This window comes from Variovorax glacialis (genome assembly GCF_051216375.1).
Classification (GTDB): Bacteria; Pseudomonadota; Gammaproteobacteria; order Burkholderiales; family Burkholderiaceae_C; genus Variovorax.
This window is the reverse complement of record NZ_JBPJZT010000020.1, coordinates 63667-87950: the sequence shown is the minus strand read 5'-3', so window position 1 is coordinate 87950 and position 24284 is coordinate 63667. Positions and strand designations below refer to the sequence as shown.

General features: G+C 67.9%; 19 protein-coding genes. 10 read left to right on the top strand and 9 right to left on the bottom strand.

Translation table 11 applies throughout. The annotated features are described in order from the left end of the window. Positions 1 to 3: 3 nt before the first annotated feature. Positions 4 to 924: a cysteine synthase A gene (gene cysK / locus ACSFBL_RS31405; RefSeq protein WP_435519733.1), complete on the top strand. Its 921-nt coding sequence runs from the start codon at positions 4 to 6 to the stop codon at positions 922 to 924. Between the two features lie 71 nt (positions 925 to 995). After that, the gene (locus ACSFBL_RS31400; protein ID WP_435519732.1) at positions 996 to 2654 is read left to right on the top strand and encodes an NAD(P)/FAD-dependent oxidoreductase; all 1659 of its coding nucleotides are present in this window, start codon (positions 996 to 998) and stop codon (positions 2652 to 2654) included. Between the two features lie 53 nt (positions 2655 to 2707). Here ACSFBL_RS31400 and htpX read toward each other — a convergent pair whose 3' ends face one another. From htpX to ACSFBL_RS31365, 7 genes are all read right to left on the bottom strand, one after another. Further along, positions 2708 to 3583, bottom strand: coding sequence for a protease HtpX (htpX, locus tag ACSFBL_RS31395; RefSeq protein WP_435519731.1), 876 nt, complete (start codon positions 3581 to 3583; stop codon positions 2708 to 2710). 198 nt (positions 3584 to 3781) lie between these two features. After that, positions 3782 to 4528 carry a DUF3025 domain-containing protein gene (locus ACSFBL_RS31390; protein ID WP_435519730.1) on the bottom strand — a complete coding sequence of 249 codons (747 nt, stop codon included), beginning with the start codon at positions 4526 to 4528 and terminating at the stop codon, positions 3782 to 3784. Continuing rightward, positions 4525 to 5262 (bottom strand): NYN domain-containing protein, encoded by a 738-nt coding sequence (locus tag ACSFBL_RS31385; protein ID WP_435519729.1) that lies wholly within the window; start codon positions 5260 to 5262, stop codon positions 4525 to 4527. The genes ACSFBL_RS31390 and ACSFBL_RS31385 overlap by 4 nt, the downstream gene beginning before the upstream one ends. Beyond that, the gene (gene pyrC / locus ACSFBL_RS31380; RefSeq protein ID WP_435519728.1) at positions 5259 to 6299 is read right to left on the bottom strand and encodes a dihydroorotase; all 1041 of its coding nucleotides are present in this window, start codon (positions 6297 to 6299) and stop codon (positions 5259 to 5261) included. The genes ACSFBL_RS31385 and pyrC overlap by 4 nt, the downstream gene beginning before the upstream one ends. 60 nt (positions 6300 to 6359) lie before the next feature. Next, positions 6360 to 7013 (bottom strand): redoxin domain-containing protein, encoded by a 654-nt coding sequence (locus ACSFBL_RS31375; protein WP_435519727.1) that lies wholly within the window; start codon positions 7011 to 7013, stop codon positions 6360 to 6362. A gap of 22 nt (positions 7014 to 7035) precedes the next feature. Further along, positions 7036 to 10299, bottom strand: coding sequence for an adenylate/guanylate cyclase domain-containing protein (locus ACSFBL_RS31370; RefSeq protein ID WP_435519726.1), 3264 nt, complete (start codon positions 10297 to 10299; stop codon positions 7036 to 7038). Positions 10300 to 10352: 53 nt separating this feature from the next. Further along, positions 10353 to 11267, bottom strand: a complete 915-nt coding sequence (locus tag ACSFBL_RS31365) for a LysR family transcriptional regulator (protein WP_435519725.1) — start codon at positions 11265 to 11267, stop codon at positions 10353 to 10355. A gap of 132 nt (positions 11268 to 11399) precedes the next feature. Here ACSFBL_RS31365 and ACSFBL_RS31360 point away from each other — a divergent pair, with 132 nt between their 5' ends. From ACSFBL_RS31360 to ACSFBL_RS31325, 8 genes are all read left to right on the top strand, one after another. Next, positions 11400 to 13532, top strand: a complete 2133-nt coding sequence (locus ACSFBL_RS31360) for a 3-hydroxyacyl-CoA dehydrogenase NAD-binding domain-containing protein (RefSeq protein ID WP_435519724.1) — start codon at positions 11400 to 11402, stop codon at positions 13530 to 13532. 10 nt (positions 13533 to 13542) lie between these two features. Further along, a complete protein-coding gene (locus tag ACSFBL_RS31355) occupies positions 13543 to 14733 on the top strand; it encodes an acetyl-CoA C-acyltransferase (protein WP_435519723.1) in 1191 nt (396 codons plus the stop codon). A 137-nt stretch (positions 14734 to 14870) separates the two neighbouring features. Then, positions 14871 to 16079 (top strand): acyl-CoA dehydrogenase family protein, encoded by a 1209-nt coding sequence (locus tag ACSFBL_RS31350; RefSeq protein ID WP_435519722.1) that lies wholly within the window; start codon positions 14871 to 14873, stop codon positions 16077 to 16079. Between the two features lie 131 nt (positions 16080 to 16210). Further along, positions 16211 to 17347 carry an acyl-CoA dehydrogenase family protein gene (locus ACSFBL_RS31345; RefSeq protein WP_435519721.1) on the top strand — a complete coding sequence of 379 codons (1137 nt, stop codon included), beginning with the start codon at positions 16211 to 16213 and terminating at the stop codon, positions 17345 to 17347. 76 nt (positions 17348 to 17423) lie between these two features. Next, on the top strand, positions 17424 to 19361 hold the full coding sequence (locus ACSFBL_RS31340; RefSeq protein ID WP_435519720.1) for an acyl-CoA synthetase: 1938 nt from the start codon (positions 17424 to 17426) through the stop codon (positions 19359 to 19361). 174 nt (positions 19362 to 19535) lie between these two features. After that, complete coding sequence (locus ACSFBL_RS31335; protein WP_435519719.1) at positions 19536 to 20096, top strand: TRAP transporter small permease; 561 nt, start codon at positions 19536 to 19538, stop codon at positions 20094 to 20096. Continuing rightward, entirely contained in the window at positions 20093 to 21391 is a 1299-nt protein-coding gene (locus tag ACSFBL_RS31330; RefSeq protein ID WP_435519718.1) for a TRAP transporter large permease, read from the top strand. The genes ACSFBL_RS31335 and ACSFBL_RS31330 overlap by 4 nt, the downstream gene beginning before the upstream one ends. Before the next feature lie 545 nt (positions 21392 to 21936). Then, complete coding sequence (locus ACSFBL_RS31325; protein WP_435519717.1) at positions 21937 to 22971, top strand: DctP family TRAP transporter solute-binding subunit; 1035 nt, start codon at positions 21937 to 21939, stop codon at positions 22969 to 22971. A gap of 39 nt (positions 22972 to 23010) precedes the next feature. Here the strand turns inward: ACSFBL_RS31325 and ACSFBL_RS31320 are convergent, their stop codons facing one another. After that, positions 23011 to 23685, bottom strand: a complete 675-nt coding sequence (locus ACSFBL_RS31320; RefSeq protein WP_435519716.1) for a hypothetical protein — start codon at positions 23683 to 23685, stop codon at positions 23011 to 23013. 161 nt (positions 23686 to 23846) lie between these two features. Continuing rightward, positions 23847 to 24224 carry a hypothetical protein gene (locus ACSFBL_RS31315; protein ID WP_435519715.1) on the bottom strand — a complete coding sequence of 126 codons (378 nt, stop codon included), beginning with the start codon at positions 24222 to 24224 and terminating at the stop codon, positions 23847 to 23849. Positions 24225 to 24284: the final 60 nt, after the last annotated feature.

Genomic DNA, 24284 nt, shown 5'->3' with positions numbered 1-24284 from the left:
CGTATGAAAGCTGACAACATCCTTCAGACGATCGGCAACACGCCGCACATCCGCATCCAGCGCCTGTTCGGCCATGCGACGCAGCAGGTCTGGATCAAATCCGAGCGTGCCAATCCGGCCGGATCGATCAAGGACCGCATCGCGCTTTCGATGGTGGAGGATGCCGAGCGATCGGGCGCGCTGAAGCCCGGCGGCACCATCGTGGAGCCGACTTCCGGCAACACCGGCATCGGCCTGGCGATGGTCGCGGCCGTGAAAGGCTACAAGCTGATCCTCGTGATGCCCGACAGCATGTCGGTCGAGCGCCGCCGGCTGATGCTCGCCTATGGCGCGAGCTTTGATCTCACGCCGCGCGAAAAGGGCATGAAGGGCTCGATCGCACGGGCCGAGGAAATCGTGGCCGGCACACCCGGCGCATGGATGCCGCAGCAGTTCAACAACCCGGCCAACGTCGCGGTGCACGAGCGCACCACGGCGGAAGAGATCGCGGCCGATTTCCCGGAAGGCATCGACGTGCTGATTACCGGCGTCGGCACCGGCGGCCACATCACCGGCTGCGCCCGGGTGCTCAAGAAGAAGTGGCCGAAGCTCCAGGTCTTCGCCGTCGAGCCCGTGGCGTCGCCGGTCATCTCCGGCGGCCAGCCTTCGCCGCACCCGATCCAGGGCATCGGCGCGGGTTTCATCCCCAAGAATCTCGACACCGAACTGCTCGACGGCGTGCTCCAGGTCGATGCCGAGCCGGCGCGCGAGATGGCGCGGCGCTGCGCACGCGAGGAAGGCATGCTGGTCGGCATCTCGTCGGGCGCGACGCTGGTCGCGATCGCGCAGAAGTTGCCCTCGCTGCCGCCGAACGCGGTGGTGCTGGGCTTCAACTACGACACCGGCGAGCGCTACCTTTCGGTCGACGGCTTCCTGCCGGCCTGATGCCCCGCTGGCAGCGCCGGCCGGCGTTGCCGATAATCGGCGTCCCTGCTTGATAAATACAAGCCCACGACATGCTGAGAATTTCCGAAATCAAATTGCCGCTCGACCACGACGACGCGGCGCTCTCCAAGGCCGTTTCGATCACGCTGCGCACGCCACCCGAGTCGATCAGCCAGATCCAGGTCTTCAAGCGCAGTTTCGATGCGCGCAAGGCCGACCTGCTGCAGGTCTACATCGTCGACGTGACCTTCGCCGATCCGACGGTCGAGGCCAGGCTCCTCGCCAAGTTCGCGGAGAACCCGCGCGTCAGTCCCACGCCCGACATGGCCTGGCGCGCACCGGCTGAGGCACCGGCAGAACTGCCGCTGCGCCCGGTGGTGATCGGCTTCGGCCCCTGCGGCATCTTCGCCGCGCTGATCCTGGCGCAAATGGGCTTCAAGCCCATCGTCCTGGAGCGCGGCAAGACCGTGCGCCAGCGCACCAGGGACACCTGGGGCCTGTGGCGCAAGAACGTGCTCAACCCCGAGTCGAACGTGCAGTTCGGCGAAGGCGGCGCCGGCACCTTCTCCGACGGCAAGCTCTACAGCCAGATCAAGGACCCGCGCTTCCTCGGCCGCAAGGTGATGGAAGAGTTCGTCAAGGCCGGCGCGCCGCCCGAAATCCTCTACGTCGCGCATCCGCACATCGGCACCTTCAAGCTGGTGAAAGTGGTGGAGAACATGCGCGAGCAGATCGTCGCACTGGGGGGCGAGATCCGCTTCGAGCAGCGCGTGGTCGACGTGCTGATCGAGGACGGCCCCGAGGGCAAGCACCTGCGCGGCCTCACCGTGCTCGACCAGCGCACGGGCGAGCGCAGCGAGCTGCGTGCCGATCACGTGGTGATGGCACTCGGCCACAGCTCGCGCGACACCTTCGAGATGCTGCACGAGCGCGGAGTGCACATCGAGGCCAAGCCCTTCTCGATCGGCTTCCGCGTCGAGCATCCGCAAGGGCTCATCGACCGTGCCCGCTGGGGCCGGCATGCCGGCCATCCGCTGCTGGGTGCGGCCGACTACAAGCTGGTGCACCACGCGAGCAACGGGCGCTCGGTCTACAGCTTCTGCATGTGCCCGGGCGGCACGGTGGTGGCCGCGACCAGCGAGCCGGGCCGCGTCGTGACCAACGGCATGAGCCAGTACTCGCGCAACGAACGCAATGCGAACGCGGGCATCGTGGTCGGGATCGATCCGCGCGACTATCCCGGCTGGAGCGAGGGCAACGCCGGTCCGGCGCTCGCCGGCATTGCGCTCCAACGTAAGCTTGAATCCAACGCCTTCGTGCTCGGCGGCGGCGACTACCGCGCGCCGGGCCAGCTGGTCGGCGACTTCATCGCGGGCAAGCCGTCGACCGAACTCGGCAGCGTCGAGCCTTCGTACAAACCGGGCGTGACGCCGGCCGACCTGCATGGCGCCCTGCCCGCCTATGCGATCGAGGCTATGCGCGAAGCATTTCCAGCCTTCGGCCGCAAGATCAAGGGCTTCGACCTGCACGACGCGGTGCTGACTGGGGTGGAGACGCGCACTTCGTCGCCCATCAAGATCACGCGCGGCGAGGACTTCCAGAGCCTCAACGTGCGCGGGCTCTACCCGGCCGGCGAAGGCGCGAGCTATGCGGGCGGCATCCTGTCAGCGGGGGTCGATGGCATCAAGGTAGCCGAAGCCGTGGCGCTCGGCATCACGCGCTCGGCTTGAAACGCCCATGAAAAAGCCGCCCGGAGGCGACTTTCTTCTTTGCGAGCGACCGATCAGCCCTGCGCGTTCTGAAGCGCGGCGATGCGTTCTTCGATCGGGGGATGGGTTGCAAACAGGCTGCCGAGCTTGCCGGTGATGCCCATCGCCTCGACCGACTTCGGCAGTTCGCCCGGCGTCAGGCCACCCAGGCGCGCCAGCGCATTCATCATCGGCTGCTTGCGGCCCATGAGCTGCGCCGCGCCGGCATCCGCGCGGAATTCGCGCTGGCGAGAGAACCAGGCCACCACGATGGCGGCGGCGAAGCCGAGCACGATGTCGAGCACGATGGTGGTCACGAAATAGCCGATGCCGGGGCCGGACGAACGATCGTCGCCGCGGCGCAGGAAGCTGTCGACCGCATAGCCGATCACGCGCGACAGGAACACGACGAAGGTGTTCATGACGCCCTGGATCAGCGTCATCGTCACCATGTCGCCATTGGCGACGTGCGCCACTTCATGGCCGATCACGGCCTCGACCTCCTCGCGCGTCATGTTCTGCAGCAGACCCGTCGAGACGGCGACCAGCGAAGAGTTCTTGAACGCACCGGTGGCGAAGGCATTCGGGTCGCCTTCGAAGATGCCGACCTCGGGCATGCCGATGCCGGCCTTGTCGGCGAATTTCTTGACGGTCTGGACGATCCAGGCTTCGTCGGGCGATTGCGGGTCGTTGATGATCCGCACGCCGGCCGACCACTTGGCCATCGGCTTGCTGATGAGCAGCGAGATGATCGCGCCGCCGAAGCCCATGACGAGCGCGAATCCGAGCAGCGCCGTGAGGTTGAGACCGTTGGCCGTGAGGAAGCGGTTGACGCCGAGCAGGCTCGCGACGACGCCGAGCACCGCCACCACCATGACGTTAGTCAGGACAAACAGAAGGATGCGTTTCAAGTTGGAATCTCCGTGGGGAAACAGGCGGTCGCCCGCCTCTGCAAAATGAGGATTGCCACCCGTGTTGCAAGGGTTGGCGCATCGGGCCCGCTGTTGTTCGTTGCTTCTCTGGCCCGTACGGCGCGTGAACGAGCGCCATCATAGTAGGAGCACAAGCGGCGTCCACAATTCCCTGCGCCGGCAGGGACGTTCGAGGTTTTAGGGCGCCGGCGCCCTGAAAACCCGGGCGTCGTCATAGAAATCCGGGGCCTCGTTGGGCGCCCACCAGCCCGGGACGCCGAGCACGGGCAGCGGCGTGAAGGGCTTGCGTGCGAGATGCGCCGGGTCCAGGGCGGATGCGATGTCGGCGTCGGTTCCCGCGATCGACCTACCCGCGTGCGGCGCGATCAGGACGTGTGCCGTGGCGGGCTTCCGGGGCGTGCGCAGCTTTTCGAGCAGCGCATGGCCGAAAACGAGCAGCCGTGCCTCGCGCCATAGCGCACGCTGGTCGACAAAAAGCCGCTGCCAGTCGCGCGCGAGCAGGGCGTCCCACAACGCAGGTGGCGCATCGAGCACTGCGCCGTTCTCGTCGAACAGCGTGAGCGCATCGCGCAACGGTCCGCGCGTGGCACCAATGCCCGAACGCGCGATCTCGGCCGCCTGCAGTGCATTGAGGCGACGCTTGGCCTGCGGGAAATGCAGCCACACCAGGCCGTTGAAGAGGTCGTGGAGGTTGTCCCGCGTCGGGACGCAGGCCGTGCGAAAGATGAACGCCTCGTACGCCTCGCCCGGCGGTGCGCTGTCCGCGGGCACGAATCGCAACGGACCCGCCGGCAAGTCGATGGAAAACGATTCGGCCGAGAGCGCCTCCCCGGCACCGACGCCCCCGGCGACTCGCTCCAGCACCCGCTCGGCGCGTGGCGCATAAGGCGCGAGCCAGGGCTGCGCCGCCTCGGCAGGATTCACGACGGCATCGGGCCGACGTACTGCACCTTGTTGGGCGTCTTCTCCGGTGTCAGCAGGAACAGCTCGGGGTACTTCTTGAACAGCTTCGGCGAACTCGCGCTCTTGCCCAGCAGCTTCGCGGCGCGCAGCCGTTCGGCGGCGACGTTGAGCTCCACCTTGTTGCCCACGCCCAACTCGGCGACCGCATCGAGGATGCGGATCACGTCGTCGGGCAAGACAGGCGCGGGCGCGCCCTTCGGCGCCGCGGCGGCCTTCGTGCGCCGCGGTGCACGCACGGCGCGCTTGGCCGCGGGCGCCTCCTTCGGCGCCTGGTGATGCTGCAGGTCGATGAAGCTGTCGTACACGGCCACCGTGTCGTCGCCGGTCTTGCCCTGCTGGCCGATGCCACAGACGCGGCAGCCCTTCTCGCGCAGCCGGATCACCAGCGGCGCAAAGTCCGAATCCGAGGACACCAGCACCGCGATGTCCGGGCGCTCCGCGATGGCGAGGTCCATCGCATCGACGGCAAGCGCGATGTCGGTGCTGTTCTTGCCGGCGGAGAGATTGACCATCGGCCGCACCGACAGCCGCTTGAACAGCGCCTGCTGCTTCATCGCCGTCTCGGCGTTGCAGTAGGCGCGCCGCACGTGGATCGCACCGTGCTCGGCCATCGTCAGCCGCACGGCCTGTTCGATCACGTCCGCGGAGACGTTGTCGGCGTCGATCAGCAGCATCACGCGCGGCGGCGTGTTCACGCGAGCCTCCACGCGACGCTTTCGCCGCCGCGCAGCGGCTTCAGGGTGGCATCGCCGTAGGGCACCGTCTCGGGCACGGTCCAGCTTTCGCGGCGCAGCGTGATGGTGTCGGTGTTGCGCGGCAGGCCGTAGAAATCGGCCCCATGGAAGCTCGCGAAGCCTTCGAGCTTGTCGAGGGCGCCGGCGTTGTCGAAGGCTTCCGCGTACAGCTCGATCGCGGTGAGTGCGGTGTAGCAGCCGGCGCAGCCCAGCGCGTGTTCCTTGAGATGCGCGGGATGCGGCGCGCTGTCGGTCCCGAGGAAGAAGCGATCGCTGCCGCTGGTGGCCGCTTCGACCAGCGCCACGCGATGCGTCTCCCGCTTGAGCACCGGCAGGCAGTAGTAGTGCGGCCGGATGCCGCCGGTGAAGATCGCGTTGCGGTTGTAGAGCAGATGGTGCGCGGTGATGGTGGCCGCGGTGAAGCGGCTGGCTTCGCGCACGTACTGCGCGCCCTCCTTCGTCGTGAGGTGCTCGAACACCACCTTGAGCTCGGGGAAGTCGCGCCGCAGCGGAATCATCACGCGGTCGATGAACACGGCCTCGCGATCGAACAGGTCGATCGCCGGATCGGTGACCTCGCCGTGGATGAGCAGCAGCAGGCCGTGCTTCTGCATCGCTTCGAGCGTCGCGTAGGCCTTGCGGATGTCGGTCACGCCGGCATCGCTGTTGGTGGTCGCGCCGGCCGGGTAGAGCTTGAGCGCGCGAACGCCGGCCGCGGCGGCCCGTTCGATTTCCTCGGGCGCGAGCTTGTCCGTGAGGTAGAGCGACATCACGGGGTCGAAGCGGACGCCGGGCGGCACGGCCTCGAGGATGCGGGCGCGGTAGTCGATGGCCTGCTGCGCGGTGGTCACGGGAGGACGCAGGTTGGGCATGATCAGCGCGCGGCCGAACTGGCGCGCCGAGTGCGGCACGACGGCCTGGAGCGCGGCGCCGTCCCGCACGTGCAGGTGCCAGTCATCGGGGCGGGTGAGGGTGAGAGTGTCGGCGGGGCTTGTCATGGGGCCGGATTCTCCCATCGTGCGCCGGCGCCAGGCGGAGAACGGCCCCGAACCTGCGGCTCAGGCGGCGCAGGCGCGCGCCGCACCCAGGATCACTTCCTCCGACGGGAGCTTGCCGATGCCGGGCAGGCCTTCGTTCGCGCATTCGATTTCCGCCCAGCGCACGATGCCGTCGCGGTCGATCATGTACTGCGCCTTGAGTTGCGGCCATTGCTTGTCGACGTCGCCCATGTCGGTCGGCGTGCAGACGTAGCCGTCGAGCTCGCCAATCACCTTCGCGGCCTGGGAGACCGGCAGCGGCTCGGGCAGGTCGCCGAAGGGGTTGACGCGCACCTCGTCCAGCTGCTGCAGCATCTCGGGCGTCGGCTCCGGCTTTGGGACACCGAAGGCGCGGTGGGTCGACAGTTCGGGGTCGGACGCCAGGCGCAGCTTCGTCGGCCTGAACTTGAAGTACAGCCGTGCGTTTTCGGGTTCGGTCGCCACGACGGCCAGGGTTTCGACGCCGATCGCCTTCAGCTTCTGTTCGAGGGCGCCGAGCTGGACGAGCTGCCGTCGACAGAACGGGCACCACAGGCCGACCATCAGCGCCAGGAACACCGGGCTGCGTCCACGGTAGTCGGCGAGGGAAACCGTCTCGGTACCGGCGACCGCCGGGAGCGCGAAATCAGGGGCCGGGTCGCCCGGCGCCACGGGTTGATTCATCACGTATGCCATGTCGAGGCTCCTTCGGGCAGGTTCAGCAGAGGAACGGAAGCACCATCAGGGCGTCGGGCTCGAGGCCGGCGCGCTCGCATACCGCCTGTGCCATGGCGAGGTAGGTTTCCGCCTGTGCGGGGCGCCCGGCATCGAGGTACAGCGTAGCCAAACCATCGTAGCAGGGAAAGAGCAGTTGAGGCTCGTCGATCTGCTCGGCCAGCGCCAGCGCTTCCTTGTACGACGCGAAGGCGCGCGCCTGGTCGCCGTGGCACTGGTAGATCTGGCCCAGCACGATCAGCGGCACCGCCAGGTGGTCGAGCAATCCGAGCCGGCGGTCCAGGCTGGCCGCGGCGCGCGCGGCCTCGATCCCCTCCGCTTCGCAGCGATTCGTCAGCGCGCAATAGGCCACCGCAAGGTTCGCGTAGAGCCGCGACTGGAAGCCGAGATCGCCCACCTTCCGGGCGGTTTCCAGGCCGCGCAGGCAGGTCTCGATGCTGCGCTGCGGGTCGAGCTGTGCGTACAGCACGCCGAGATTGGTGTAGCCGCGGCAGGCCGCCTGCAGCATGTTGTTCGCCTCGGCCTGGGCGACGCTGTTCTCGACATGCTCCACCGCCTCGGCCGGCCGGCCCAGCCGTGCCAGCGCCACGCCGAGCGTGTTGCAGGCTTCGGCGCGCACGACGCTGGCCTCCCGCTCGCGGCCCGTGGGATCGGCGGGCACCTCCGCCAGCGCACGCTGAGCCAGCGTCAAAGCGGTGTCGTTGTCGCCGGCCCGGAAAGCCAACCGGCCCATCTCCTGGAACAGGTGCGCGCGTTCGATCCGGTCGCCCTGTTCGCCGAGGCGGTCGAGACCTGCGGTGAAGCAGGCGCTTGCGCGTTCGCGCTCGCCGGCCTCCCAGTGCAGGCCGCCCGTCTTGCGGAGCACGCGCGCGGTGCGAACCGGATCGTCCCGCCTTTCGTCCGCGCCCTGCACGATCCCGTACTGCGCGAGCGCATCGGCGCGTCGCCCCTGCAGCCCGAAGAGGTCGGCGAGTCGCTCGCGCGCGTCGAGTTCCGCCGTCTCGACCTCGGCCTTCGCGGCCACCGTGTCGGCCGTCGATTCGGTCAGCGTGCGCAGCGCGCGCTCGTAGTGGCGAATGGCGTCGTCGTTGGCATAGACCGCTCGCGCCCAGTCACCGGCCGCCACGAGATAGCGCGCCCCGCGCGCCTTGTCCGGAGACAGGCTCCAGTGGTGCGCCAGCGCCTCCAGTTCGGCCAGCCGCAGCGTGCTGTGCGCCTCGTCGTCGATGGGCGCCTGCGCGTCGACGCCGAGCACGGCCTCCAGCGCCAGGCCGGCCCGCTGGTGCAGTTCGGTACGCCGCGAAAGCAGCAGGTTCTGGTAGGCCACTTCGTGCAGCAGCGCATGGGTGAAGCACCAGCCTTGCCCGTCGGCCCGAACGAGATCGGCCGCCGCGAGCCGTCGCAGCGCGGCTTCGACGGAGCGCGGCTCGCTCGCGATGCGCGCCAGCAGCGCGCTCTCGAACCCCGTGCCCCACACCGCCGCCTCTTGCAACACACGCCGGTCGTCCGCGCCCAGGCCATCGATGCGCGACAGCAGCAGGCCGTACAGCGTCGGCGGCACATCCACGCTGTCGCACGGGTCCTCGCAGACCCAGCGTCCGGCTTTTCGCACCAGCAGGCCGCGCCCTGCCAGCGAACGAACGATCTCCTCGACGAACAACGGGTTGCCGCCGGCGCGCGCCGCCACGAAATCGAGCACGGGCGTCAGGTCGTCGTCCACGGACGCGTCCAGCAGGTGACGCACGAGCGAGCGCGCCTCCTGCGCCGGGAGCGGACCCAGCTCGATCACGGAGGCCTCGGCCCGCTCGGTGCGCAGCGAGCGCGAGCCCGGACGCTGGAAGACCAGCACCATCAAGGCCCGGTCCGCGAGCTGGTCGATGACCTCGCCGAGCAGGTCCACGGACGCAGCATCGGCCCAATGCAGGTCGTCGACCACGATCATCACCGGCTGTTGCGACAGCCGGCGCTCGATCAGCGCGCGCGCCGCCAGCGTGATCTGCCGCTGGAGCTGCTCGGGCTCGATGTCGCGCGGCCGGGTGTCCTGGATGCCGAGCAGGTAGTTCAGCACCTTCGCCACAGCGTCGGCCTCGTCGGCATTCGCGCCGAGGGCCGTCAGGCCCTCCTGCAACTTGCGTCGGGCCGACTCCAGCGGTTCGTCCGCATCCACGTGATAGGCATCGCGAAACAGCGCGCCGAACGTGCCGTAGGTGGGCTCGCCGAGCGATGAACAGTTGGCGCGGCGGACGCCCGTCGCCGCCAGGCGTTCGTCCATTTCAAGGCGTGAGAAGAACTCGGCGAGCAACCGGGACTTGCCGGCCCCGGCCTCGCCGACGACGCTGACGACTTGCGCCGCCCCTGCCTGCATGCGGTCGAACGCAGTCAGCAGACGCTCGACCGAGTCGCCGCGCCCGACCAGCGGCGCCGCGAGGCCCAGGTCGGCGAGCCCGCGCGCGGAAGCCAGTTCGGAGCGCACGCCGATCAGGCAATGCACCCGCATGGGCTCGGCCTTGCCGCGCAGCGCCAGTTCGGAGGGCGCTTCGAATTCGAAGCGGTGGCGCACCATCGCGTATGTGGCTTCCGACACCAGCACCCTGCCCGGCTCGGCGGCCGTGAGCAGTCGCGAAGCGGTGTTGACCGTGTCGCCGGTGACCGCATAGGCGCCGCCGGTGCCGCTGCCCAGGCTGCCGGCGACCACCGCGCCGGTATGGACGCCGATGTGCAAGGTCACCGGCCGGCCGAGGCGCGCCATCCATTGCGCACTCAGTTGCCCGACGCCGCGCATCATGTCCTGCGCCGCTTCCACGGCGCGCAGCGGGTCGTCCTCGTGCGCGCGCGGCGCGCCGAACACCGCCATCACCGCGTCGCCGACGAACTTCTCCACGAAGCCGTCATAGCGCGAGATCGCCTGCGCCATGGTGGCAAACAGCGCGTTCTGGAAGGTGCGCAGCGTTTCGGGGTCGAGCCCTTCGGCCAAGGAGGTGAAGCCGGTCAGGTCGGCGAACACCACGGTGACCTGGCGTCGATCGGCTTCGTGGCTGGCTTCGCTGGGTGCGGGCGGCGGTGGTGGGGGCGGCGACGTGCTGGCGGCCGCCGCGCGCGCCGTGCCGCAGCGCGGGCAGAACGCGAAATCGAAATCGCATTCGAAGCCGCACGCCGCACAGGAACAGGCCAGCCGACGCCCGCAGCGCTGGCAGAAGGAGGACGTGGGCAGCACATCGGCGCCGCAGCCGGCACAGGTCGTGGTCATCGAAGCTTCCGTGCCCCGATGCTGCCGCACTTCCGCCGCCCGCGCCATGGGCGCTACGCGGGCTGGGCGGCGCCGGCGGGGGCGCCTCTCGCCCGCTCCAGGATGAAGTCGATGAACGTCCGCGTCGCGCGGGTGTGCTGGCGGTTCGGCATGTAGAGCATGTACATCTGCGTGCCGAAGATGCTGAGCCGCCAGTCGTCGAGCGTGGTCACGACGTCGCCGCGGCGCACGTCGTCGTTCACGACATAGTCGGGCACGAGCCCGATGCCCAGTCCGGCGAGGATGGCCTGCCGGAGGAAGAGGAAGTTCTCGGAGATCAGCGTCGGCTCCAGGACCACCTCGCGCCGTTCCTCGCCTTGGTAGGCGGAGATGCGCAACTGGCGGCCGATCACCGCGGCAGTCACCACCGGCGCGCCCTGCAGTTCGTCGAGTTGCCTCGGCAGTGCGTGCGCCTGCGCGTAGGCCGCCGAGGCGCAGGCCACGTAGCGCACCGGACCGAGCTCGCGCGCCACGAGGTTCTGCGGCGGCTCCGGGATCACGCGGATCGCGATGTCCACCTCGTCGCGCAGCAGGTCTTCGATGCGGTTCTCGAACAGCACGTCGAGCACGATGCCCGGGTACTGCCGCTTGAAGTCGATGAGCCACTCGGACATGACCAGCTGCCCGTAGCCGCTGGGCACGCTGAGCCGCACGCGCCCCTGCAGGCTCTCGCCGAGCGTGGTGACCGATTCCCGTGCGGCCAGCAGTTCGCCCTGGATCGCCACGCCGTGCTGATAGAGCCGCAGGCCGATCTCGGTGGGCTCGGCACGCCGGGTGGTGCGCCGCACGAGTTGCGCGCCAACGGAGCGTTCGAGTTGGTTCAGGTGATAGCTCACGTTGGCGCGGCTCATCTTGAGTCGGCGCGCGGCTTCGCTCAGGTTGCCGGCGTCGAGGATTTCGACGAGCAGGGTCAGCGATTGGAGGTCCATGGCACCGATTCTGTCAAAAATCCTTTGACAGTCTGTCAACGGGGAATGCAATTGTCAAAGCGGCGGGCCGGGTCAAGAATGCGGTACCGCCGCCCCAGGAACCGTCCGGTTCCGTCATCCGGAGACACACAGATGGCCACTGCCACCCCCGCTTCTTCCACGCCCGATCTCGTCGGGTTCCAGCGCGATGCCGACGTGCTGGTCGTCACCATCGACAACCCACCCGTCAATGCACTGGGCGTCGATGTCCGCCGCGGCCTTGTCGGCGCGATCGATGCGGCGGAAGCCGACAGCGGCGTGGCCGCGGTGCTGATCGTGGGCGCAGGGCGCAACTTCATCGCAGGCGCGGACATCCGCGAATTCGGCAAGACGCCGCAGCCGCCCTCCCTGCCGGAGGTCTGCGGCCGGATCGAGAACTGCACGAAGCCCGTGGTGGCCGCGATTCACGGCGCCGCGCTGGGCGGCGGTCTGGAGATCGCGCTGTCGGCGCACTACCGGCTGGCCGTGCCTTCGGCCAAGCTGGGCTTGCCTGAAGTGCAGCTTGGCCTGCTCCCCGGCTCCGGCGGCACGCAGCGCGCGCCGCGTTTGATCGGCGTGAAAGCCGCCCTCGAACTCATGCTGAGCGGCCGCCACGCGGGCGCTAAGGAAGCGCTCTCGCTGGGCCTGATCGACCGTCTCGCCGAAGGCACCGATGCGCTGGCCCCCGGCCTCGCCTATGCACGGGAACTCGTCGCCGCCAAGGCACCGGTGCGCCGCTCGCGCGATGCGCAGGGGCTCGCCGACGTCGAAGCGAGCCGCGCCGCACTCGAAGCGGCCCGCAACGACACCGCCAAGAAGAGCCGCGGCCTGTTCTCGCCGATGAAGATCATCGAATCCGTCGAAGCCGCGCTCACGCAGCCCTTCGACGAAGGCATGGCGCTCGAACGCAAGCTGTTCCTCCAATGCATCGACAGCCCGCAGCGCGCGGGCCTGATCCACGCCTTCTTCGCCGAACGCGAAGTGCTGAAAGCGCCGGAGACCAAGGTGGCGAAGCCCCGGCCGCTGGACTCGGCCGGCATCGTCGGCGGCGGCACCATGGGCGCGGGCATCGCGGTGGCGATGCTCGACGCCGGCATGCCGGTGATCATGATCGAGCGCGACGAACCCAGCCTTGCGCGCGGTCGCGCCCATGTCGAGAAGGTCTACGACGGCCTCGTCCAGAAGGGCCGCATGACGGCCGAGGCCAAGGCCGCCGTGATGGCGCGCTTCTCGGGGTCGACGTCCTACGACGCACTGGCCAAGGTGGACATCGTCGTCGAGGCCGTGTTCGAGGAAATGGGCGTCAAGAAAGCCGTCTTCGCCGAACTCGATCGCGTCTGCAAGCCCGGCGCGGTGCTGGCCACCAACACCTCCTACCTCGACATCGACGAGATCGCCGCCAGCATCTCGCGCCCGGCCGACGTCGTCGGGCTGCACTTCTTCTCGCCGGCCAACATCATGAAGCTGCTGGAGATCGTGGTGCCGGCCAAGGTCAGCGCCGACGTGGTCGCCACCGGCTTCGAACTCGCGAAGAAGCTGAAGAAGGTGCCGGTGCGCGCCGGCGTGTGCGACGGCTTCATCGGCAACCGCATCCTGGCCGTCTACCGCCAGGCCGCCGACCACATGATGGAAGACGGCGCATCGCCCTACCAGATCGACAAGGCGGTGCGCGACTTCGGCTACCCCATGGGTCCGTTCCAGGTGTCCGACCTCGCGGGCGGCGACATCGGCTGGGCCACGCGCAAGCGCAAGGCCGCCACGCGCGATTCGAAGGCGCGCTACGTGCAGATCGCGGACCGCATCTGCGAGCGCGGCTGGTTCGGCCAGAAGACGCAGCGCGGGTACTACCTCTATCCGGAAGGCGCACGCACCGGCAGCGAGGACCCCGAAGTGCTGGCCATCATCGACGCCGAGCGCGAGCGCGCCGGCATCACGCCGCGCAGCTTCACCGACGACGAGATCATGCGCCGCTACATGGCCGCGATGATCAACGAGGGCGCCAACGTCGTGCACCAGCGCATCGCGCTGCGTCCGCTCGACGTGGACGTGACCTTCCTCTACGGCTACGGCTTCCCGCGCCATCGCGGCGGCCCGATGAAGTACGCCGACACGGTGGGCCTTGCCAAGGTGCTGGCCGACATCCGTGAGTTCGCGAAGCAGGACCCGCTGTTCTGGAAGCCCTCGCCGCTGCTGGTCGAGTTGGTCGAACGCGGCGCCGATTTCGCAAGTCTCAACCAGTCCGAATAAGGAGATCACCATGCGCGAAGCCGTCATCGTCTCAACCGCCCGCACGCCGCTCACCAAGGCCCACCGCGGTGAATTCAACATCACGCCCGGCGCGACGCTGGCGGCCTTCGCCGTCAAGGCCGCGGTCGAGCGCTCGGGCATCGATCCCGCGCTGATCGAGGACGCCATCCTCGGCTGCGGCTATCCCGAAGGCACCACCGGCCGCAACATCGCACGCCAGAGCATCATCCGCGCCGGCCTGCCGATCTCGATCGCCGGCACCACGGTCAACCGCTTCTGCGCCTCGGGCCTGCAGGCGATCGCGATGGCGGCGGGCCGCATCATCGTCGAAGGCGCACCGGCCATGATCGCGGGCGGCGTGGAAAGCATCTCGCAGATCCGCACCCGCAGCGCCACCGACAGCGGCGACAGCGGCATGGACCCGTGGATCGTCGAGCACAAGCCCGCGCTCTACATGGCGATGATCGAGACTGCCGACATCGTGGCGCAGCGCTACGGCATCAGCCGCGAGGCGCAAGACCGCTTCTCCGCCGAGAGCCAACGCAAGACCGAGGAAGCGCAGATCGCCGGCCGCTACAAGGACGAGATCGTGGCCTGCACGACCACGATGGCCGAGACGAACAAGGAAACGAAGGAAGTCACGCAGCGCGAGGTGACGGTCGACCACGACACCTGCAACCGCCGCGGCACCACCTACGAAGCACTCGCCAAGTTGCAACCCGTGATGGGCGCGGACAAGTTCATCACCGCGGGCAACTCGTCGCAGCTTTCCGACGGCGCCTCGGCCTGCGTGCTGATGGATGCCAAGGAAGCCGAACGCGCCAACCTCCAGCCGATGGGTGCCTTCCGCGGCCTCGCCGTCGCCGGCTGCGAGCCCGACGAGATGGGCATCGGCCCGGTGTTCGCGGTGCCGAAACTGCTGGCGCGCCACGGCCTGAAGGTCGACGACATCGATCTCTGGGAACTCAATGAAGCCTTTGCCTCGCAGTCCATCTACTGCCAGGACAAGCTCGGCATCCCGGCCGAGCGGCTCAACGTCGACGGCGGCGCGATCTCCATCGGCCATCCGTTCGGCATGACAGGCGCGCGACTCGCCGGCCACGTGCTGATCGAAGGCAAGCGACGCGGCGCGAAGTACGCCGTCGTCACGATGTGCATCGCGGGCGGCATGGGCGCTGCCGGCCTCTTCGAGATCTACTGACCCCCAGGCTCGCGCACTTCGTGTCGCTCTCCACCCCCTTTCAGGGGGCAACACCGGCGGCCCGGCGGAGCCGGTTCCACGGTGTTTCACGCAAAGACCCGGATCTGAACCCCTGACCATGAATTGAGAGGCATCACATGGACTTGAACTTCACCCCTGAAGAAGAAGCCTTCCGCAGCGAGGTGCGCGGCTTCCTGGCGGCCAAGCTGCCGAAGCGCCTGTCCGACAAGGTCGCGACGGGCCAGCATCTGAGCAAGGCCGACCTGGAGGAATGGCACGCCATCCTCAACGCGCGCGGCTGGCTGGCCAACCACTGGCCCGAGGAGTACGGCGGCCCGGGCTGGACCGCGGTCGAGAAGTTCATCTTCGAGAACGAATGCGCGCTGGCGCATGCGCCGCGCATCGTGCCCTTCGGCGTGAACATGCTCGGCCCGGTGCTCATCAAGTACGGCAGCGAAGCGCAGAAGCGCCACTGGCTGCCGCGCATCCTCGACGGCTCCGACTGGTGGTGCCAGGGCTACTCGGAACCCGGCGCCGGTTCGGACCTGGCTTCGGTCAAGACCTCGGCCGTGCGCGGCATCGATGCACAGGGCGACCACTACATCGTCAACGGCCAGAAGACGTGGACCACGCTCGGCCAGCACGCGAACATGATCTTCTGCCTCGTGCGCACCAATCGCGAGGCGAAGAAGCAGGAAGGCATCAGCTTCCTGCTGATCGACATGACCTCGCCCGGCGTGGAAGTGCGACCGATCATCACGCTCGACGGTGAGCATGAAGTCAACGAGGTGTTCTTCAGCGACGTGCGCGTGCCGGCCGGGAACCTCGTCGGCGAGGAAGACAAGGGCTGGACCTGCGCCAAGTACCTGCTGACCTACGAGCGCACCAACATCGCGGGCGTCGGCTTCTCGGTGGCCGCGATGGAGCAACTCAAGGCGATTGCCGCGAAGCAGACCAAGAACGGGCGTCCGTTGTCGGAAGACCCGGCCTTTGCGGCGCGCATGGCGAAAGTCGAGATCGACCTGGAGAACATGAAGACCACCAACCTGCGCGTGATCGCGGCGGTGGCCGGTGGCGGCGTGCCCGGCGCGGAGAGTTCGATGCTCAAGATCCGCGGCACCGAGATCCGCCAGGAGATCTCGTCGCTGGCCCGTCGGGCATTGGGTCCGTATGCGCGACCGTTCGTGGTCGAGGCGCTGAAGGAAGGGTTTGACGGCCGACCATTCGGCCCGGCCTACGCGGCACCGGTTGCGGCCCGCTACTTCAACAACCGCAAGCTGTCGATCTTCGGCGGCTCGAATGAAATCCAGAAAAACATCATCTCCAAGATGATTCTTGGACTGTAGATGGCACACCCCCAGGCTTGCCCACTTCGTGCGGCCGCCAACCCCCTTGCAGGGGGCAATACCGGCGGCCCGGCAAAGCGGGTTCCGCGGTATTCCTCGAATTGATCGCGCCAAGTGCGCTGGAGACTGAAATGAATTTCGAACACACCGAAGACCGGCGCATGCTCGCCGACAGCCTGAACCGCTTCATCGCGGAGCAGTACGCCTTCGAGACGCGCGACCGCATTGCGAAGTCGCCGCAGGGATTCAGTGCCGAGATATGGCGGCAGTTCGCCGAACTGGGCGTGATCGGCGCACTGTTCACCGAAGCCGATGGCGGCTTCGGCGGAGGCGGCTTCGATGTCGCCGTGGTCTTCGAGGCGCTGGGCCGTGGCCTGGTGGTCGAGCCGCTGCTGGGCGCGGTGATGGCCGGCGAGGCGATTTCCGTCGCGGGCAGCGACCCGCAGAAGGGCGTGCTCGCCGAGATCGTCGGCGGCACGACGATCGCCGCGCTGGCGCATGACGAGCCTGAGACCCACTACGAACTCAGCCGCGTGCAGACGCGCGCCGAACGCAGCGGCGACGGCTGGGTGCTGAAGGGCGCGAAGGCGGTCGTGCAGCAAGGCGAGCAGGCGAACCTGTTCGTGGTGTCCGCGCGCACATCGGGCGCGGTGGACGACGAAGCCGGCATCTCGCTGTTCCTGGTACCGGCGAAGACGCAGGGCCTGACGGTGCGCGGCTGCCCTGCGATCGACGGCGGCCGCGTGGCCGAACTCGCTTTCGACAACGTCAAGCTCGGCGCCGCCGCGCTGCTGGGTGCGGAAGGCCAGGGCTACGCCACGCTGGAACGCGCGACCGGCCGCGGCGTGCTGGCCCTGTGCGCCGAAGCGCTCGGCGCGATGGAAGCCGCCAAGGCGGCCACGCTGGAGTACCTCCGCACGCGCAAGCAGTTCGGCACGCTCATCGGCAGCTTCCAGGCGCTGCAACATCGCATGGCGGACCTGCTGCTGGAGATCGAGCAGGCGCGCTCAGCGGTGATCAACGCCGCCGCGGCCATCGATGCCGATCGCGTGACGCGCGAACGCGCGCTGTCGGCGGCCAAGGTCAGCATCGGCCGCATCGGGACGCTGGTGGCCGAGGAAAGCATCCAGATGCACGGCGGCATCGGCATGACATGGGAACTGCCCCTGGCCCACTACGCCAAGCGGCTGGTGATGATCGACCACCAGCTCGGCGACGAGGACCATCACCTCCAGCGCTACATCGCGCTGGGGCGAGAGCGCCACTGATGCAGGGCGCCGTGACAGGGGCCGGCGGACGGTCTGGCGCATGATCGAGACAAGACCGCAGCAGGAGACAGTGCCCATGCCCACCAGCGAACCCCGCATCGCAGCGCCCTTCAGCGCGTCGTTCCCCGTCCGAAGCGTCGCGGACATCCGCCGGCTCGAAGAAAGGCCGTTGCACGAGGCGCTGAAGGTCCGAAGCACTTACGAGATCTTCCGGAATTCCGGCGCAGCCTTCGGCGGCAAGACCGCGCTGACCTTCCTGCGCACGGGCAATCCGGCGGACGAACCGATCCGGTGGTCCTATGCCGAACTGCTGGCCGGTATCCACCAGACGGCGAACGCGCTGCACTCACTCGGGGTCCGGCCCGACGACGCGGTGGCCGTGCTGCTGCCGGGTTGCCTGGAGGCGCACCTTGCGCTGTGGGGAGGCGAAGCGGCAGGCATCGTCCAGCCGCTCAATCCGTTGCTGACCGACGAGAAGCTTGTCTCGCTGGTGACGGCGGCCCGCGCCAAGGTCCTGATCGCCTATGGCTCCGACGCCGAATCCGGCATGTGGTCGAAGGCCATGCGCATTCGCAGCCAGGTGCCCACGTTGACGACGGTGCTGCGCGTGGCGCCACACGACGAAGCGCCCGGCAGCGCGGGCGCATTGCCCGAGGGCGTGGCCGACTTCAAGGCCGTGCGCGAACGCGAGCCCGCCGACCGCCTGGTGAGCGGGCGCGACATCCAGTCCGGCGACATCGCCGCCTACTTTCACACCGGCGGCACCACGGGCGCGCCCAAGCTCGCACGCCACAGCCACGGCGCGCAGGTGTTCACCGCCTGGGCCAGCGTCGTTGTCGTGGGTCAGGGGCCGAACGACATCTCCATCAACGGCTATCCGCTGTTCCATGTGGCGGGCGTGTTGCCGGCATCGCTGGCATCGCTGTCGGCAGGCGTGGAGGTGATCATTCCGACGCCCTCCCTCCTTCGCAACAAGGAGGTGCTCGCCAACTACTGGCGCCTGGTCGAGAAATACCGGCCAACCACGCTGTCAGCCGTCCCGACCGTCCTTGCCGCACTGGCAAACGTTCCGCTGAACGGCGCGGACATCTCGTCGATCCGCTATTGCCGCACGGGCGCGTCCGTGCTCTCGCCGGAACTCGCGGCGCGCTTCGAACGCCTCTTCGGCCTGCACGTGCACGAGAGCCTGGGCATGACGGAGACGGCCGGTATCTCGACCATCACGCCGCCGGGCGTGATCGGGCCTGCGGGCTGCGTCGGCTTTCCGCTCCCCCACACGCAGCTGCGCATCGTCGCGCTCGACGAGCACGGCAATGCCAGCGACCGCGACATGCCGGCGGGCGAACAGGGCATGGTCCTGTTCAAGGCACCGAACCTTTTCTCTGGCTTCGTCGATCCGGCCGACAACGCCAAGGCCTTCACGGCGGACGGCTGGCTCGCCACCGGCGACCTTGGCTGGATGGACGATGAAGGGCGGCTGAACCTCAGTGGCCGCTCGAAGGACCTGATCATCCGCAGCGGCCACAACATCGATCCGAAGGTGATCGAGGACGCGCTGAGCGCGCACCCGGCAGTGCAGCTTTGCGCCGCGGTCGGCGCGCCCGACGCCTATGCGGGCGAACTGCCGGTGATCTTCGCGACCCTCGTGCCCGGCGCTTCGGCGAGCGAGGAAGAGTTGCTGGCCTTTGCCGCCGGACGCGTCGACGAGGCGCCGGCCAAGCCCAAGTCCGTGATCGTCATCGAGTCGATGCCGATGACGAACGTCGGCAAGATCTACAAGCCCGAGCTGCGCTCGCTGGCTGCACGCAAGGTGGCCACGGCGATGGTCGACGAAGCCTGCGGCGCTCTGGGCATCGACGCCGCGGCACGCCCCGAGGTCCCGGCCGATGGCGAGAACGCCTTGGCGGTCGTCGTCGATGCAGCCGCGGTGGGCGCCGCGTCGCAGGAACTCCGGAGCGAGTTGCAGCAGAGGCTGAGCCGCCTGCCCTTCAAGATCCAGGTGACGCTGAAGTAACGTTGCGGTCGGGCTCGGGGGCCTCGGAGCGGGCCCGGTAGCTAAGGAAACCCCCGATGGTTGAAAGGTCATCCATCGTTACGATCCATCACTGTTTCCCTGTCGAGGTGTACGGATCGCGTCCCGGCGTCCGCCCGGTGACACGACGATGGCTACACCTTCCTGCTTCCCCCGATGACCACTCCCCCCGAGTCCGGCCCCGTGCTGGACGCCGCCAGCCCCCTCCCCCCTGAAATCGAAGCCGCCGACGAGCCGACGCGCGTGCCCCTTGCCATCGAGGACTGGGCGACCGTGATCATCATGGGCCTGCTGGCCTGCATCACCTTCGCCAACGTGCTGGTGCGCTATTTCACCGACTCCTCCTTCGCCTGGACCGAGGAGTTCTCTGTCTTCCTCATGATCCTTCTGGCGCTGGTGGCGGGCTCCGCCGCCGTCGCGCGGGACCGGCACATCCGCATCGAGTACTTCGCCGAAAGCGGCACGATGGCGCGTCGCAAGCGGCTCGCGCAGTTCGGCGCGCTGACGGTGGCGGTGCTGTTCCTGCTGATCGGCGCACTCAGTGTGCGCGTGGTGTGGGACGACTACCGTTTCGAGGAGACCTCGCCCGGCATCGGCGTCCCGCAGTGGTGGTATTCGATCTGGCTGCCGGTCGTCTCCTTCGCGATCGCGCTGCGGGCCGTGGGCCTGTTCGTCCGCCGTGGCCGCAAGACGAACTACGGGGGCACGGACCAGTGATTCCCACGCTCCTCTTCGTCGCCTTCCTGCTGATGATGCTGGTCGGCGTGCCGATCGGCGCTGCGCTCGGCCTTGCGGGTGCGGCGTGCATCGCGCTCGCCAACGGCGACGCGCAGTGGTTCGGCCTGCTGGCCGTGCCGCAGAACTTCTACGCCGGTCTCGGCAAGTACCCCTTGCTCGCGATCCCGATGTTCGTGCTGGTCGGCTCGATCTTCGACCGCTCGGGCGTGGCGCTGCGGCTGGTCAATTTCGCGATCGCCATCGTCGGCCGCGGCCCCGGCATGTTGCCGCTGGTGGCGATCGTGGTGGCGATGTTCCTCGGCGGCATCTCGGGCTCGGGGCCGGCCAATGCTGCGGCGGTCGGCGCGGTGATGATCACGGCGATGTCGCGCGCGGGCTATCCGCTGGCGTACTCCGCGAGCGTGGTCGGCGCGGCGGCAGCGACGGACATCCTGATTCCGCCGTCCGTGGCCTTCATCGTCTATTCGGTGCTGGTGCCCGGTGCCTCGGTGCCGGCGCTGTTCGCCGCGGGCATGATCCCCGGCATCCTGGCCGGCGTCGCGCTGATCGTCCCGGCGGTGTGGCTGGCGCGCAAGCACAAGATGGGCGCGCTCGAATCGAGCCTGCCGCGCCCGCCCTTCTGGAAGAGCTTTCGTGAAGCGACCTGGGGCCTCGCGGCGCCGGTGCTGATCCTCGGCGGCATGCGCGCCGGGCTCTTCACGCCGACCGAAGCCGCGGTGGTGGCGGTGTTCTACGGTCTCTTCGTGGGCATGGCGATCCATCGCACGATCAAGGTGCGGGACCTGTTCGTGATCCTGCGCGAATCGGGCGAACTGTCGGCGGTGATCCTGCTGGTGGTGTCTCTCGCGGGGATCTTCGCGTATTCGCTGTCGACGCTGGGCGTGATCGATCCGGTCACGCGCGCGATCGTGAATTCGGGTTTGGGCGAGTACGGCGTGCTGTCGCTGCTGATCCTGCTGCTGATCACGGTCGGCATGTTCCTCGACGGGGTGTCGATCTTCCTGATCTTCGTGCCGCTGCTGTGGCCGATCGTGCAGTACTACAAGTGGGATCCGGTGTGGTTCGGCGTGATCCTGACGCTCAAGGTCGCGCTCGGCCAGTTCACGCCGCCGCTGGCCGTGAACCTGATGGTGTCTTGCCGCATCGCCAACGTGCGCATGGAAGAGACCGTGCGGTGGGTGGGCTGGATGCTGTTCGCGATGTTCCTTGTGATGGTCGCGGTGATTATTTGGCCGGAGCTTGCGCTCTGGTTGCCTCGCAAACTGGGCTACTGAAGATGCGAGACGTGTGCGGTGGGCGATGGCGGGCGGTGTGCCCTGTGCCGGCCGACGTCACCGGCCGCTTCGCGGCTGCCCTGCGCTGCTCACGGTACGCGGGGTCCGCGCAAACTCGCCTGCGGCTCAAACACGCGCGGCCCTTTTTCCGCGCACCGCTGCGCTGCTCGGCGGTGCCTCAACGGCCGGCACAGGGCACACCGCCCGCCATCGCTGATATGTTGGGGTTGTACTGTCCGCCTCCGGAGTCGTTGTATTGCGCAGGCTCGCCACGTCCGAGACACCCACACCCTTCGCACGCCAATGGAGCCCGGTATGCGGTGCGGGCCGTGCAACCCCTCTGCGCCGCCGAAGCGCGCAGCTTCAGGCGGAAAAAGGGCCGCGCGTGTCTGAGCGAAGCGAGTTTGCGCGGACCCCGCCTGAAGCGAGCACTGCAGGGCAGTCCGAAGGACCGGCGCAGCGGGGTTGCACGGCCCGCACCGCATACCGGGCGGCCTATCCAGCAAACAAAAGCCTTTCAACGACCACCCCAAGGAGACTGACCCATGAATTTCCGTCGAACCCTGCTCGGCCTCCTGGCCGTAGCAGCCACCCTCAGCACGTTCTCGGTCGCAGCCCCCGCGCAGACCTACAAGCCCGAATACAAGATGTCCCTGGTCCTGGGCCCACCCACGCCATGGGGCGAAGCCGGCCGGATCTGGGCCGACATGGTCAAGGAACGCACCCAGGGCCGCATCAACATCAAGCTGTACCCCGGCGTGTCGTTGATCCAGGGTGACCAGACCCGCGAGTTCAGCGCATTGCGCCAGGGCGTCATCGACATGGCGGTCGGCTCCACCATCAACTGGTCCCCGCAGGTCAAGCAACTCAACCTCTTCTCGATGCCCTTCCTCATGCCCGACTACGCCGCCGTCGACGCATTGACGCAAGGCGAAGTGGGCAAGGAAATCTTCGCCACCCTCGACAAATCAGGCGTTGTCCCGCTGGCCTGGGGCGAGAACGGTTTCCGCGAAATCACCAACTCCAAGAAGCCCATCAAGTCACCCGAAGACCTCAAGGGCATGAAGATCCGCGTCGTCGGCTCGCCCATCTTCTCCGACATGTTCAGCGCGCTCGGCGCCAACCCCACCCAGATGAGCTGGGCCGATGCACAGCCCGCACTCGCCAGCGGCGCCGTCGACGGCCAGGAGAACCCGCTCTTCCTCTTCACCGTGCTCAAGATGCACACCGTCGGCCAGAAATTCGTGACCACCTGGGGCTACGTGTGCGACCCGCTCGTGTTCGTGGTCAACAAGGAAGTCTGGGCCTCCTGGACGCCGGCCGACCAAGCCATCGTCCGCCAGGCCGCGATCGACGCCGGCAAGCAGAACATCGCCCTGGCACGCAAGGGCCTGCTCGGCGCCGACAAGCCCGTGCTCAAGGACATCGCCGGCATGGGCGTGACCGTCACGCAACTGACGCCGGCGGAGCGCGATGCCTTCGTGAAGGCCACGCGGCCGGTCTATGCCAAGTGGAAGCCGACGGTCGGCAACGAGCTGGTCACCAAGGCCGAGCAAGCCGTCGCCGCGCGGCAGAAGTAGAAGGGGTCAAGCCACAGGCCCCCTCTAGGGGCTTGCGGTTCAATCCACCGTGAAACGCGTGCCGGTCAATGTGCCGCCGATGTGCTGCAGCAATGTGGTCTCGTCCGGCGCATATTGGTCGATCGTGAATCTGCCCTCGAAGCTGTTGTGTGATCGGCTCAGCGTGATCGTCTGATGCATGATGGCGGGCCCCACGAATGCGGCGGGCGAAACAGGTCCCAGCGGTGGCGGCGTGTCGCTGCTGACGTAAGCGAGAGCGACATGCTTGAGCTTGTAGGTTGCGTTTCCGGTCTGCTCCCAAACGCCCATGCAAACGTCGCCGGAACTTGGCGGACGACTGCCTGAGATCAGGAATTCGGTGCCATCGCTGTGCCATTGCGAAGTCCCGAAGTCGAGAACCACGCCGGGCGGAATGGTGGCCGGGTAGGCAGTGCCGTCGGAGACGAAGGTGAGTTTCCACATTCCGACGATGCCGGGGCCAAACCTGTCGCCGCCCTTGTCATTGGAATTGGCCGATGGCTTCGCGGCATTCGCTGCTTGAATCGTCGCGGCCGCCGCCGCGGCCGGCCCCCAACTTGGTGGCATTCCAGTGGGGCCGGTGTACATGCTGCACGCAGCCACGGCCTCGCCGGTTGCTGCCGACCCCAGGACGCCCAAGCCGAGCACGACAAGATAGCTGCCGAGCGAACGCCGCCAAATCGAGTTTCCGTCCATGATGAATCCCCTCAAATGATGAGACGCGGGCCACGGACTTCGTCATTTCGCAAGCCCGCGGAGTACAACCGCTTTCGCGGGACTTCAATGTAGGCACCGGCAGCAGCAGGAAACGGGACCTCGTCGAACCATCGGCAATTGTTCGGGAAAGCTTCGCTGCATCAGATGCGCCGGAGCAACCAGGCCAATGCGCCGACGCACGCCATGGTCGCGGCCACGGTCATCCCCAAGCCGGAATCGCGGTCTCTCGGCGGATTGGAAGCGGCAGCAGGACGCACATGCTTGACAGATGCGCCCGCGGAGAACGGGCTGTAGAGTGCCGACCCGCCGCTCTCGGAAGCTTCCCCGGGTACGCGGCGTTCGGCGTCGACGACGGCAAACTCGACGTCGGACTTGTCGCGGAGGACGCGCTCCTCCGCCACCGCGCAGAGCGGTACGGGAAGGGCGCCCGCAAGCAACGCGAGCACGAGGAGGGTGCATCGGAAAAACACGAGGGCGGCTATTTGCAAGGTTGACGAAGAAGACAAGGTACGTGTCATCTGGCGATTCGCCACGTGCGCAAGCCGAGGGGTCGACGAGCCTTCGCCGATCAATCACTC